The following is a 13,421-nucleotide window of genomic DNA, read 5'->3' on the forward strand; positions in this document are numbered from 1 at the left end:
AAAATTGATTGATTCTAATTCTTTGACTTAGATTTGACAACATATTTATAACTTTAGGGGGTTAAGAAACAAAGCCTCTAATGAAGGTAAAATAGGTGCTTAAAACAGGTAACTGTCATTCAGATTTGGACTTTTACAGTTAAAGATATAGTAATAGTCTCAGATAAATTATCATTAGTTTTGAGAATCTTCTAAAAGATAATCATAGTTGCCTTTTTTGATAAGAAAGAATGTATTTCTACTTATCTTTGATTTATCTAAAATCTCTTTTGTTGTTAGTCCGTTATTAATATGATTTTTTATATTTAATACAATATTTTTAGTTATGGTTCTTGGTCTACCATAAGGTTTATTTTTTGATAAGGCTCTTTGTATACCTTCTCGTTGCCTTTCTTTTCTTATTTCATTCTCAAATTCTGCTACAGAAGAAATTATGTGAAATGTTAATTTTCCAGTTGGTGTAGAAGTGTCTATGTTCTGATCTAATACAACAAAGTTTATATTTTCTTTTTCCAGCCTATTGACGATGTTACCTAAGTCTATAGTGCTTCTTGCTAGTCGATCTATCTTTGTTATTACTAAAGTATCTCCTGTTCTTAGATACTCCTTGCATTTGATTAACTCTGGTCTATTTTGATCTACTCCAGATATTTTCTCTTGGAATATCTTAGTACACCCATAAGACTTTAGTTTGTTTAGTTGTATATCCAAAGATTGATCTTTAGTGCTAACTCTAGCGTAACCTACTATATCCATCTCTACCCAAAATCATAATGTTCATGATTTTCTGTATTTTTTAAAATCATTAGCTTTTCCAATACATATTCTGGTGCTATATCTATTTCACCAAACTCATTATCTGAATCCCATGTAATTGTCCCATGATCTACAGCATGTTTAATAAATTTTTCGTCATCAATTAATTCTTTGAAAACATCTTGTTTTAATATTGGTTTAAAGTCAGCTACTCCAAAAACACCATTATTAAATTTAAGCCATATTTTATAATCTTTTATGTACTCTGCTTCTGTAATATTAAGTATCATACTATCACCTATATTTTATTCGGTTGTTTACCTTGTTGTAATAAATCCCAATTATCCAACAATTTATCTTTGTTTTCTAAAGCATATTGTCTGATAAGCTTTTTATGCTTAGCAGGAAGATTTCCTTTAATAACTAAGCTTTTAATCTCAATAGTTGCTTCAATTCCCTGATATCTAACATGGAAATGTGGAGGATTATGTTCGTCCCAATGCATATAAACCAACATTGAGAATATTTTAGAAATTAATGGCATATTATGTAATAAAATATCTAAGGCTTTTGAATACTTATATTATATACTACATTTTATTACTAGTCTACAGTAGAGTACTAAAAAGTATACTTTTGTATACCATTAAATATTTAAGAAAAATTTATAGAGATATTAATATTAGAAATTCTCTAGTATTTATTATCAAAATACTCTAGACTCTCGAGATAATGAATTATGTATTATAATTATTGCATAATATGTGGAAAATAGAGCAAACAGATAGTAAAAAATATCCGTATAGTATACAGCTTAAATATAGAGATAAGTTGGATTTAACTATTTATTCAAATAGTAAATGGCCAGAACAAGATCAATCAGTATTTTGTGTTAAAGCTGAAACAAAAGGTGATATAAATATCATTAAAACCGTTGAAGAAGCTGAAATATCTAGTATTAGATGGCTAGAAGATAAGACTAAAGTATCTGTAACTTTAGATCGCAAAGTTAATAAAAAATGTGAATTTAGATTTGTAAAAAAATCTTATAAAAATAAACCTGGAGAATATGAGCAAATATTTTTTAGATCTAAACAAGATGAGAATCCTATATCTTTATGGAAGGTTACAAAAACAGATAGTAAGAAGTTTCCTTATCATATAACAGTATCAGAGAATAATAAAACATCCTTGTCCCTATTAACTCAAGATAAATGGCCTGGAGCTAGTGGTAACATCTTTTGTATTAGAGCGGAAGATTCAGACATTTCTTTAGAAGAAGTAGTTGAGGAAGTACCAGTAGTTTTTGTTAAGAAGCTAGGCAAAAGATTAACTATTCTTTTAGATCGTGGGCAGCGAAAGCGTTGTGAGTTTTTATTTATACGTAAAAAATATAAAACAAAAGATGGTGATTACGAGCAGATATTTTTTAGAACTCAGCAAGGAATTAATCAACATAGAACACGGGGTAATTTAAGTTTACAGCCTAAATCCAAGGAGCTTGAAGTAATAATCGATAGTAATGAAAGATATCCTTGGAAATTTGGCGAACATAATATTCAAAGAAAGAATCTGAGTGTAGGTGATTATGCATTATTAATTGATAATGATATGTCTGCTGTAGTTGAGAGAAAAACTTTTGATAATATGGTATCTGATATTAGTAGAATACAAGTACTTCATCAACAACTAAATGAGCTATCAACGTATAATCATTCAGCTGTCGTCATTGAGGCTCAGTATGGAGATTTTTTATCATCTGAAAAAATAGGTAAATATTCATCTGTTGCTAATATGGCAAGAGCATTAGCTGAAATAACTGTTGTACACCCTAATTTACCAATTATTTATGCAGGCAACCGTAAAGAGGCTAATCATTGGTCATTAAGATTTTTTGAAGGAGTGCTTAAGAAACAAATAGGAGAGACTAATAATCTTATTGCTACTGTAGCTGCTAAAACAAGAAATACAAAAGCAGATCCATTATGGCTAAGAGTTAAAAAAGTGATATTAGAAGAAATGCCTAATGAATTCATATTTACTGATATTAAAAGTCATTTTACTACATTATCTGATGGTCAGGTTCGCACTCAATTGTCACAACTGAAGAAACAAGAAGTTATTCAAAATGAAGGTAGGGGCAAAGCAAGTAAATGGATTAAGCTACAAAATAGATTTAAAGATTAATCTAAAGGCTTAAATAATACATTTAGATCATTAGCTTTAAGAGGTTTTTTAGTATTTTGATTTTCAGATAATAAACCTTCAACAAGACTCTTTTTCTTTTGTTGCATCTCTAAGATAGTTTCCTCAACTGTACCTTCAGTTACTAACTTATATACAAATACAGGCTTATCTTGTCCAATACGGTGAGCCCTATCCGTAGCTTGATTTTCAACAGCTGGGTTCCACCAAGGATCATAATGAATAATCGTATCAGCAGCTGTAAGATTTAATCCAACTCCACCAGATTTAAGACTAATTAAAAATACAGGAATGTTTCCTTCTTGGAATTTCTTAATAGGAGTGGCTCTATCTTTAGTACTTCCTACTAACTTAACATATTCAATTGATTTACTATTAAGTTCTTGTTCAATAAGGGAAATCATTGATGTAAATTGAGAAAATAGTAATATTTTTCTACCTTCTTCAATCATGCTTGGAATTAGCTCCATCAGCAGATTAAGCTTAGCAGAATGTCCATGTGCTTTCGCAGCTGATTTAATTTTTAATAGTCTTGGATCACAACAAGTTTGTCTAAGTTTTAAAAGGGCATCTAAAACAATAATATGACTTTTTTGTAAACCTTGTTTAGAAATAGCCTCCCTAACTTTCTTATCCATTGCAAGTCTAATACTTTCATAAACATCTCTTTGAGGTCCCTCTAAAGAAGTTGTTTTGATTATTTCTGTTTTAGGAGGCAAATCAATAGCAACTTGAGATTTAGTTCTTCTTAATAAGAATGGTTTTATTCTATTGGCTAAAGCATTACGTCTACTAATATCATTATGTTTTTCTATAGGAGTTTGGAATAATCTTTTGAATTTATCAGTAGTACCTAATAGTCCAGGGGCTAAGAATCTAAACTGTGACCATAATTCACCTAGATGATTTTCTAGAGGTGTACCAGTTAGACATAATCTATGCTTTGATTTTAAATCATAGATTAATCTAGTTACTTTAGCTTTATGATTTTTTATAATTTGAGCTTCATCAAGAATTATATAATTAAATTTATATTCTTTAAGAATTTCTTGGTCTCTTATCACTAATGGATATGAGGTTATAACAACATCATAATCATTTAGCTTATCGAAATGTTCTTGGCGTTTATCTCCATGTAATACTAATACTTTTAAACTAGGAGCAAACTTTTCAGCTTCCATAGCCCAGTTAGCAACCAAGCTAGTAGGAGCAATAATAATACTAGGATGTTCTGGCTTGTTATTTTTTTCAATTATTAAATTAGCTAATGTTTGTATAGTTTTACCTAAACCCATATCATCAGCTAATATACCACCTAATTCATATTCATTTAGAAAACGTAGCCAGTTAACACCTTGTTGTTGATATGGTCTAAGCTTAGCATTAAATTCTTTTGGTAGCTTAGCTTTTTTAACACCTTTGAATGATTTGATTTTATTGCCAAGCTCTCTTATTTTTTTACTCCCTAACCAAGAAAAATTATCAACTTGGATAGCTTTCTCTAAATTATCTAATTGAGAAGCTGATAAGTTAGGTAATATTAATAAATCATCTTTATTTAAAGGCTTATCATCATATAGCTCAGTTAATATAGCTAGAATACTTTTAATTCTAGAAGCAGAGATTAATAAATTACGACCTTCGCTAAGAGAAATTGATATTTTATGATTATCATCTAAATTCTTTATATCTTCAAGATCGTTGTTTTTAAGGTATTCAACTATTAAAGGCAAAAGATTAACTTTTTGATCATCAATCATTACCCCTAGGTTTAAACTAAACCAATCATATTCAGATTCTCCAAGCTCTGAGTACCATTCAAGCTCTTCTTCCTCAAAAGTTTCTAATTCATAATCATCATCGGCTTTAATAATCCAACCTTTTGCTTTTAATTTAGGTATTTCATCTTCAATGAAAACGAGTGATTCCACTTCTGAGCCAATATAATAAATATCTTCATCATCAAAGTCATAATCAACTATTTCTTTTATCTGCTCAATTTTTTTAAGCTTTAAGTTTCTAGTTAATACATTGGTATATTTAACTTCTGTTTCAAAATCTCTGTATATTTTTTTAAGTTGGGTAATAGAGAAAATATTATTTTCAGTATAATCACTTGGAATAATATTTTTACCATACTTAAAATACAGTTTAGCTACGGTAATTTCGGTTTCTTCAGGATAGCCATAGTAGTATGAATATTTACTGTTTTTTCTTTTATATTCTATTGCAGCTAGACATTCTGATAAGTGAAGACATGGAATAGGTTCGATCTTTTGAGTATCAATAGCATTATTTAATACTGGTAGTGGTAAATTATTATCTATACTTTTAATAGCCTTACTAACTTCATTAATTTGACTTAAAGGAATTGGTGGTGCTAATAAAAGCTTTCTAAGAATATTTTCTTCAATATCTGTTTGTATTAATCCAATTTCATTGTCGGATAAATACCACAATGAAGATATTTTAAATGCTGAAATATTTAGGTCACAGTCTGCTGTTAAATATTGAGTTCCATCATCATTAAAAGCCCATTTAGTTTTAGTTTGGATAGGATCAGATAACTCTATAGGGGGATTATCCTTATTGAGATAGAAGCATCGTCCTGTATTAATAATTTGTTTAAGTAATTCTTCTGATTCAGGAGTTTTAAATATAAATATTTTTTCTTGTTCTGATAACTGCCATGTTTTATTGAAAATAACCTTATGATCTACTGCCGTCAAAGCTTTTTGATGAGTTTTATTATCTACTATAAACTTCTTATCAGACCCAAACTTTCCAGATTTAAGTCTTCTTGCAAGATTTAAGTTTAAATAAAGTCGATCATTACTAATTGAGAGAATGTATAAAAGCTCAAATGGAGGAGATTTTTTAACTTCTTTTTTTTCTGTCATAGGAGAATTGTTACTTAAAGTACTTAACCAAGATGACACACTACTATTGGTTTCATATTGTTCTTTATTATTTAAATAATAAAGAGCTAAAGCTGCTGCATGTACACAATTATTTTTATTACATGAGCAATTAGTATTAAACTTACTATTATCTATCCGACTAAAATATGAATATGGATCATTATTTTTAATTTCAGTACGAAATTCATCGATATTACCTATTATGCTGTAATATCCATTATATGTGATTTTAATTTTTGGAGTTTGATTTAATAAAGTTTTAGAGTCAGCTATTATTTTACTAGTAAATGTTGAACTAAGTAAATCTGTTGTAATATCCATTTTATATAATTCTTTTTTTGTTCTATGGCGTTCCCGAGATGATTCGAACATCCGACCTATCACTTAGGAGGTGATTGCTCTATCCTACTGAGCTACGGGAACATAAATTATAATTTTTATTTATTTAACCATTTTTCAGCACTATTTTCATTAAAGAATGTATTAAATTCACCACTCATAATATGCCTAAAAAATCCTAAACAAACTTGAACCCATTTTTTATTAGTAACGATTGCTACTCTATCAAACTTATTTCTGTTTTTGATATAGGTCTTTAAATCATCTATAACAGCTTTAAGTTCAATACCTTTCATATCATTCATAACAACCATTATCTTAAACTTATCATCTTTAGCTAATTTCTCAATACTAGGGATTAAGCTATTAATATAGTCAGCGTGTAGTAGTTTACCTTTAGCAACTATTTTTGTATAACCATTTTCTGTAGTAATAATAAACATATATTTCCAAGTGTTAGGTGATTAATCTTTGTTTTAAATAGGTAAGACGATCATTTTGTTTAACATTTCTAACAGCCATTGAGATAGCTTTTGCTTCTCCAATAAGTATAACTAACTTCTTACCTCTAGTAACTCCAGTATAAATAAGATTTCTTTGTAGTAGCATATAATGTTGCATAGCTATTGGTATAACTACTACAGGATATTCAGAACCTTGTGATTTATGTATCGAAGTAGCATAAGCTAAGTCAATTTCATCAAGCTCTGTAATATCATACTCAATATCTTTATCTTCGAAGTCTATTATAACCGTAGTATTTTCATGATCAATAGATTTAATTATACCAAGATCGCCATTGAATACTTCTTTATCATAATTATTAACTAGTTGTATTACCTTATCACCAACACCAATAGTTAATCCAAACTTAGTTATACTAGCAGCTGGATTAGGATTTAACTCTTTCTGTAATTCAATATTTAAAGACTTAGCACCTAATCCACCCCTATGCATAGGGGTTAATACTTGAATATCATTATGAGCAAAGCCAAAAGCTTGAGGTATTTTTTTACTAACTATATTGATTAAAGCATCGTGGATAACATCGGGCGCTAAGTGAATAGTATAGAAATCAGTCTTTATGTTTGATGGGGTTTTGAATGGAGCTTTACCTTCATTTATTTTATGAGCATTAACTATTATTTGAGAAGTTTTAGCTTGTCTGAATATTTCAGTAAGTCTAGCTACTGGTACTATATGAGAATCAATAATATCAGCTAATACTTTACCAGCACCAACAGAAGGTAACTGATCTATATCTCCAACTATTAATATACTAGCATGATCAGGTATAGCTCTTAATAAGCTATTCATTAAAATAACATCAATCATAGATGATTCATCTACAACTACTAAATCAGTTTTAAGTTGATTATCTGTATCATGTTTGAATTTGCCAGTGGTAGGGTCAAACTCTAAGAGTCTATGCAATGTTTTAGCTTCTAAACCTGTTGATTCAGATAATCTTTTAGCAGCTCTACCAGTAGGGGCACATAAAAGGACTCTAGCTTTAGTCTTAATGATTTTGATAATACTATTTACTACAGTAGTTTTACCAACACCTGGCCCACCTGTAATACATACTACTTTATTCTCTATAGCCATTCTTACAGATTGTTCTTGAGAGCTTGATAGGTTAAGACCAGTTTGTTTTTGAACCCATTCTAAAGCAGCATCAATATTATCAATATTCCAACGCCTTTCATTATTTAAAAGTCTTTTAATATTAGATGCTACACCAACTTCAGCATAGTATAGCCAATTAATATATAAGCAATCCTTATCATTAATAATCTCAGGTATTAAATTATCCAATTGCTTTTCTAACTCTATAGCTTCCTCTATGATATCACTATGGATATCAAGCATTTCTTCAGAAGCTTTTATAAGTTTATCTTTCTCAATAGCACAATGCCCATCAGAATTAATTTCTTGAATAACATGCAATACACCAGCTTGAGCTCTAATAATAGAATCATGAGGTATACCAATCCTTAAAGCTAACTGATCAGCAGTTTTAAAACCAATGCCATGGATATCCTTAGCTAGACAATAAGGATTATCTTTAATTTTAGCTATAGCATCATCACCATATTTTTTATATATTCTAGTAGCTCTAGCTGTACCAACACCATGGGACTGTAAATATACCATTATATTTCTAACTGACTTTTGTTCATCCCATGCATTAATAATAGTGGCTACACGTTTAGGACCTATACCATCTAGTTCTAATAGTTTATTAGGAGTTTGTTCAATGACATCAAATATAGTATCTCCAAATCCTTTAACTAAAACCTTAGCAAAAGCTGGACCAATACCTTTAATTAATCCAGAACCTAGGTATTTGGTAATACCTTCTAAGCTAGTGGGTTGGACTACTTGAATATTATTAGCTTTAAACTGTCTACCATATCTTTTATCATTAAACCAAAAACCAGTAGCTTCTATATATTCTCCAACATGAATAACAGCACAAACGCCAGTTATAGTTACTAGATCTCTAATGCCTTTACAGTTTACTTTGAATATACCAAATCCAGTTTCTTCACTTTGAAAAGTAATTCTTTCTAATGTGCCATTTAGTGTTTCTAGTTGGATCATTATTTAAATAAAGGATTTAAAAAGGGAGATTATCAAGATCAGGGTCAGGGTCAGAACTATTGATCTCTTCAAATGAAGGGACATTATCATTAGCAGTTTTACCTTTAGCCTTAGCATAATCATCATCCATCTTTTCATTAAGAGACTTACTGTTTTGTTGAGCCTCAGGATAATTATCATAATCGGGAGTAGGGCGACTATCATGATTAGAACTACCTAATAATTGGAAGTTACTAGCAATTATTTCTGTAGAATATCTATTCTCTCCAGAGTTATCTTGCCATTTATTAGTTCTGATTCTACCTTCAACATATAAAGCATCACCTTTTTTACAATATTGTTGAATAACTTCAGCACCCTTACCAAAGATAACTACTCTATGCCATTCAGTTTGAGTTTCTTCTTTAAATACTTCATTAGTAGCTAAACTAATAGTAGCAACAGTAGTACCACTTTGAGTTTGTCTTACTTCTGGATTATTACCAAGTCTACCAAGAAGTATAACTTTATTAACTGTACCTTTAGCCATTAACAGTTTCCTTTAGATTTTTACCAGCTTTAAAGTGAGGAACAGTAGTAGCTTTGATTTTGATTGTTTCACCAGTTTTTGGATTTCTGCCATCTCTAGCAGCTCTTTTTTTAGCTTCAAAAGTACCAAAACCAACCAAGGTTACAGTATTTTTCTTTTTTAGAGCATGTGCCACAGTATTAGTAAAAGCTTTTAAACATTTTTTAGCATCAGTTACAGTAACATCAGCTTGTTTAGCAATTTCATGTACTAGTTCGTTCTTATTCATGCCAACATCCTCTTTAATTTATGTGGTTACAAGTTTAACTATATAACAAAATATAAATTAGTGTAAAGTGTAAATTGAGTTGGTAGCTTGTAATAATGTTTAAATATTTCAGTTCTACGCACATTAGGGGTGTAGGTTAGATATCTTTTAAATATACAAAATCATAGTATTTAATAAATTATAGTGCGTAGAAGTGTACTTCTGCGAACTGTATGGTTTTTGTTAAGTTATTGAGTAATATCTTCTTAGCTTAGTTATTATAATATGCCTTGAGCATAATATTTTCTAAATCTTTGATCATAGGCATTCTAGGATTTGCTGGAGAGCATTGATCCTCATAAGCATCCATAGATAAGTCTGGAAGAGCCTTTATGAATTCTGTTTCATTAATGCCAAGGCTCTTTAAATTCATTTGAATACCTACAGATTCTGCTAGGGCGATTACTGCATTTATAAGCGATTCTACACCTTGCTCTGGAGTCTCTGATTTTAAGCCTAAAAAACCAGCAATTTCTTGATATCGTTCATTAGCAATATATGACTCATATTTAGGCCATATTGACAGCTTCGTTGGTACTGTACCATTATATTTAATTACATGAGGTAGCAAAATAGCATTAGTTCTACCATGTGATGTATGAAATCTCCCACCAATCTTATGTGACATAGAGTGACATATTCCAAGGAAAGAGTTTGCAAATGCCATACCGGCTATACTCCCCGCATTATGTAGTTTTTCTTTAGCTATAGGATCATCAGCACCATTCTTTACTGATCTTTCAAGATATCTAAAGACTAGCTGAATTGCTTTAAGAGCAAGACCATCTGTGAAATCGTTAGCAAATACTGATACATATGCTTCTATTGCATGAGTAAGAACATCCATTCCAGTATCTGCTGCTAATGTAGATGGCATAGTCATTGCTAATATAGGATCAATAATAGCTATTGTAGGTGTAAGAGAATAGTCTGCTAATGGGTATTTTTGATTATTCTTAGGGTCAGAAATAACAGCGAAAGGAGTTATTTCAGCTCCTGTTCCTGATGTTGTTGGAATTGCAATTAAGTGTGCTTTCCTGCCAAGCGAAGGATATTTAAATGCTCTTTTCCTTATGTCTAAAAACTTCTGTTTTAGATCGTCAAAATTGATATTCTCATTTTCATACATTAACCACATGACTTTTGCAGCATCTATAGGAGATCCTCCACCAAGAGCAATCAAAGTATCAGGTTGAAAAACTCTCATTAATTCAACCCCTTTATAAACAGTTTGTATACTCGGGTCAGGCTCAATTTCAGTAAATAGTTCTATATCAACATGATCTTGTCTTGAAATTAAAATATCTGTGATTTTCTGTACTACTCCCAACTTCCACATACTTCTATCGGTTATTATCATAACCTTTCTAATTTCTTTCATATCTTTTAAATACTTAATAGAGTTTGCTTCAAAAAATATCTTTGGAGGAATTTTGAACCATTGCATATTATTATTTCTCCTACCAATACGTTTTATATTTAATAAATCAATAGCACTTACATTATTTGAAACAGAATTATGGCCATATGATCCACATCCTAGTGTTAGAGAAGGAATAAAAGCATTATATAAATCACCTATTCCTCCTTGTGAAGACGGAGCATTCCATATTATACGAACAGCCTTTATCTGATTTCCAAATTCTTTTACAATATCCTCATTTGATGAGTGTATGACAGCGGAATGTCCTAATCCGTCAAACTTAACCATCTGATCAGCTAAGTTTATCCCATCTTTAGTATTTTTTGCCTTTAATATTGCTAAAATAGGAGATAGTTTCTCTCTTGTAAGTGGTTCATTCTCTCCTACTTTGCTACATCTAACCAATATTATTAAAGTATCTTTAGGGATTGTAAATCCTGCTTGTTCAGCAATCCATGAAGCTGCTCTACCAACTATGTCTGGATTTAATTTAGCTAAAGAGCAATTTTTGCTTGTTGCTTTTACTCCAAACATAAATTTTTCTAATTTTGCTTTTTCATCATCGTTAGCAAAATAAACTTTAAGTTTTTTAAACTCATCTATAACTAAATCATATATTTCATCATCTACAATTACTGCTTGCTCAGAGGCACAGATCATGCCATTATCAAAAGACTTAGATAAGAATATATCATTAACGGATCTTTTTACATTAGCTGTTTTTTCTATATATGCTGGCACATTGCCAGCACCAACTCCTAAAGCAGGTTTACCACATGAATATGCTGCTTTAACCATTGAATTACCACCTGTTGCTAAGATTGATGAAACAGAAGGGTGATTCATCAATAATGAAGTTATTTCCATAGAGGGCTTTTCAACCCATTGAATACAGTTTTTTGGAGCTCCTGCAGCTATTGCAGCATCTCTAATAATTTTAGCGGCATTGATTGAACAATTTAGAGATGATGGATGAAAAGAAAAGATAATTGGATTTCTTGTCTTTAAAGCTATTAATGATTTAAATATCGTCGTAGAAGTAGGGTTTGTGGTAGGTGTCATTGCACATATTACTCCCACTGGTTCTGCTATTTCAGTTATGCCATTTAGTTGATCTTCTCTAATCACTCCTACCGTTTTTAAATGTTTCATACTATGTGTAACATGTTCACACGCAAATAGGTTCTTTATGGACTTATCCTCAACCACACCTCTTCCTGTTTCTTGAAAAGCTTTTAAGGCTAATTCAAAATGTTTATCTAAGGCAGCCACACAGGCTTTTTTAACAATATGATTGATAGTTTCTTGATTGTATTCCATGTACTCTTCTAAGGCGAACATTCCGTTATGAGTTAATTTATCAACAATCTCGACATTATTAGTACATACTTCCTTTTTATTAAATTTATCTTTGTTCATTTTTATCCAATATGTAATGTTTTTTATATTTATAACAGATGCTAAAGTTATTATAAATTATATACTTTTTATGCATGTGTATGTCTTTTTATATAGTTAAGATAGGGAATTAATTATAATATTTATTTAAAACCAATATTACGAACAACTTATTTTAAACTTAATATACGCAGAAGTGATATTCTACGAACTATTGATGTTTTTGTAATAAATATATATAATACATATATTAAATATACAATAACATATATAATGATTTTTAGGTGGAATTTAGAGAAAAACCTTAAACTTATAAAAGAAAGAGGTATTTCATTCGATGCTATACAAGAATCAATCGAAAATGATTGTCTAATAGATATAAAGAGGCAAACTAGAAGTGAGTATAGACATCAGATTATTATGCTTGTTGTTATAGATGATTATGTATGGGAAGTTCCTAGTATAGTATTACAAGAAGACCCTAAAGTTATATATTTTATAACTGCCTATAAAAGTAGAAAAGCAACCAAGCTTTGGAGAGAAAAATGAAAAATGATCTAACTCTTAAAGAGATTGAAAAATTAGAAAAAGAATTTGAGCTAAATAAAGACGATTTTAAATCAATATCAGCTGATGATCTTTTAAACTTCAAAAATGAAATTAGAGAAAGTGCTAAACAGAGGCAGATTAGTTTAAAGATTACAAACTCAGATCTAGAGAGTGTGAAAGCTAGAGCCTCTGAAAAAGGTCTTAAATATCAATCCGTTATTAAAGCACTTATTCATCAATATGCTACTGGTAAAATTACAATTTAGTGTCGTAAAGATTTATAGAAAATGACAGGGAGTTGTTATGAGTAAGGCTTTGTTTCTTAACCCCCTAAAGTTATAAATATGTTGTCAAATCTAAGTCAAAGAATTAGAATCAATCAATTTT

The 13,421-nt window shown here is 30.2% G+C and carries 12 protein-coding genes and 1 tRNA gene; 3 read left to right on the plus strand and 10 right to left on the minus strand.

The features are described from left to right. Positions 1 to 174 precede the first annotated feature (174 nt). The 3 genes from AB8E56_RS09445 to AB8E56_RS09455 are packed head-to-tail and all read right to left on the minus strand — an operon-like array spanning position 175 to position 1,261. Entirely contained in the window at positions 175 to 756 is a 582-nt protein-coding gene (locus tag AB8E56_RS09445) for a recombinase family protein (protein WP_329480436.1), read from the minus strand. Positions 757 to 758: 2 nt separating this feature from the next. Next, positions 759 to 1,046, minus strand: a complete 288-nt coding sequence (locus tag AB8E56_RS09450; protein ID WP_329480438.1) for a DUF2442 domain-containing protein — start codon at positions 1,044 to 1,046, stop codon at positions 759 to 761. Between the two features lie 8 nt (positions 1,047 to 1,054). Next, positions 1,055 to 1,261, minus strand: coding sequence for a DUF4160 domain-containing protein (locus AB8E56_RS09455; protein WP_329480440.1), 207 nt, complete (start codon positions 1,259 to 1,261; stop codon positions 1,055 to 1,057). A gap of 257 nt (positions 1,262 to 1,518) precedes the next feature. Here AB8E56_RS09455 and AB8E56_RS09460 point away from each other — a divergent pair, with 257 nt between their 5' ends. Further along, positions 1,519 to 2,943: an ERCC4 domain-containing protein gene (locus AB8E56_RS09460; RefSeq protein WP_329480442.1), complete on the plus strand. Its 1,425-nt coding sequence runs from the start codon at positions 1,519 to 1,521 to the stop codon at positions 2,941 to 2,943. Here the strand turns inward: AB8E56_RS09460 and AB8E56_RS09465 are convergent. The 7 genes from AB8E56_RS09465 to adhE form a co-directional block, all read right to left on the minus strand. Beyond that, positions 2,940 to 6,203: a DEAD/DEAH box helicase gene (locus AB8E56_RS09465; RefSeq protein WP_329480444.1), complete on the minus strand. Its 3,264-nt coding sequence runs from the start codon at positions 6,201 to 6,203 to the stop codon at positions 2,940 to 2,942. The two genes, AB8E56_RS09460 and AB8E56_RS09465, sit on opposite strands and share 4 nt — an antisense overlap. 25 nt (positions 6,204 to 6,228) lie before the next feature. After that, a tRNA-Arg gene (locus tag AB8E56_RS09470) sits at positions 6,229 to 6,305 on the minus strand. A gap of 14 nt (positions 6,306 to 6,319) precedes the next feature. Then, positions 6,320 to 6,664 (minus strand): STAS/SEC14 domain-containing protein, encoded by a 345-nt coding sequence (locus tag AB8E56_RS09475; RefSeq protein WP_329480446.1) that lies wholly within the window; start codon positions 6,662 to 6,664, stop codon positions 6,320 to 6,322. 13 nt (positions 6,665 to 6,677) lie between these two features. Next, positions 6,678 to 8,828 (minus strand): ATP-dependent RecD-like DNA helicase, encoded by a 2,151-nt coding sequence (locus AB8E56_RS09480; RefSeq protein WP_329480448.1) that lies wholly within the window; start codon positions 8,826 to 8,828, stop codon positions 6,678 to 6,680. Between the two features lie 16 nt (positions 8,829 to 8,844). Continuing rightward, positions 8,845 to 9,357 carry a single-stranded DNA-binding protein gene (locus AB8E56_RS09485; protein ID WP_329480450.1) on the minus strand — a complete coding sequence of 171 codons (513 nt, stop codon included), beginning with the start codon at positions 9,355 to 9,357 and terminating at the stop codon, positions 8,845 to 8,847. After that, positions 9,350 to 9,625, minus strand: coding sequence for an HU family DNA-binding protein (locus AB8E56_RS09490; protein ID WP_329480452.1), 276 nt, complete (start codon positions 9,623 to 9,625; stop codon positions 9,350 to 9,352). The genes AB8E56_RS09485 and AB8E56_RS09490 overlap by 8 nt, the downstream gene beginning before the upstream one ends. 250 nt (positions 9,626 to 9,875) lie before the next feature. Then, on the minus strand, positions 9,876 to 12,506 hold the full coding sequence (gene adhE, locus AB8E56_RS09495; RefSeq protein WP_329480454.1) for a bifunctional acetaldehyde-CoA/alcohol dehydrogenase: 2,631 nt from the start codon (positions 12,504 to 12,506) through the stop codon (positions 9,876 to 9,878). Positions 12,507 to 12,758: 252 nt separating this feature from the next. On the opposite strand from adhE, the gene AB8E56_RS09500 reads away from it, so the two are divergent. After that, positions 12,759 to 13,034, plus strand: coding sequence for a hypothetical protein (locus tag AB8E56_RS09500; protein WP_329480456.1), 276 nt, complete (start codon positions 12,759 to 12,761; stop codon positions 13,032 to 13,034). Further along, positions 13,031 to 13,300: a hypothetical protein gene (locus AB8E56_RS09505; protein WP_329480458.1), complete on the plus strand. Its 270-nt coding sequence runs from the start codon at positions 13,031 to 13,033 to the stop codon at positions 13,298 to 13,300. The genes AB8E56_RS09500 and AB8E56_RS09505 overlap by 4 nt, the downstream gene beginning before the upstream one ends. The last annotated feature ends 121 nt before the right edge of the window (positions 13,301 to 13,421 follow it).

It is taken from the genome of Francisella sp. 19X1-34, assembly GCF_041102755.1.
In the GTDB taxonomy this organism is placed as follows: Bacteria; Pseudomonadota; Gammaproteobacteria; order Francisellales; family Francisellaceae; genus Francisella.

Bases quoted from the DNA above. Each gene is read 5' to 3' on its own strand.
- AB8E56_RS09445 (WP_329480436.1), bottom strand. From the start codon at position 756: ATGGATATAGTAGGTTACGCTAGAGTTAGCACTAAAGATCAATCTTTG.
- AB8E56_RS09450 (WP_329480438.1), bottom strand. From the start codon at position 1,046: ATGATACTTAATATTACAGAAGCAGAGTACATAAAAGATTATAAAATA.
- AB8E56_RS09455 (WP_329480440.1), bottom strand. From the start codon at position 1,261: ATGCATTGGGACGAACATAATCCTCCACATTTCCATGTTAGATATCAG.
- AB8E56_RS09460 (WP_329480442.1), top strand. From the start codon at position 1,519: ATGTGGAAAATAGAGCAAACAGATAGTAAAAAATATCCGTATAGTATA.
- AB8E56_RS09465 (WP_329480444.1), bottom strand. From the start codon at position 6,203: ATGGATATTACAACAGATTTACTTAGTTCAACATTTACTAGTAAAATA.
- AB8E56_RS09475 (WP_329480446.1), bottom strand. From the start codon at position 6,664: ATGTTTATTATTACTACAGAAAATGGTTATACAAAAATAGTTGCTAAA.
- AB8E56_RS09480 (WP_329480448.1), bottom strand. From the start codon at position 8,828: ATGATCCAACTAGAAACACTAAATGGCACATTAGAAAGAATTACTTTT.
- AB8E56_RS09485 (WP_329480450.1), bottom strand. From the start codon at position 9,357: ATGGCTAAAGGTACAGTTAATAAAGTTATACTTCTTGGTAGACTTGGT.
- AB8E56_RS09490 (WP_329480452.1), bottom strand. From the start codon at position 9,625: ATGAATAAGAACGAACTAGTACATGAAATTGCTAAACAAGCTGATGTT.
- adhE (WP_329480454.1), bottom strand. From the start codon at position 12,506: ATGAACAAAGATAAATTTAATAAAAAGGAAGTATGTACTAATAATGTC.
- AB8E56_RS09500 (WP_329480456.1), top strand. From the start codon at position 12,759: ATGATTTTTAGGTGGAATTTAGAGAAAAACCTTAAACTTATAAAAGAA.
- AB8E56_RS09505 (WP_329480458.1), top strand. From the start codon at position 13,031: ATGAAAAATGATCTAACTCTTAAAGAGATTGAAAAATTAGAAAAAGAA.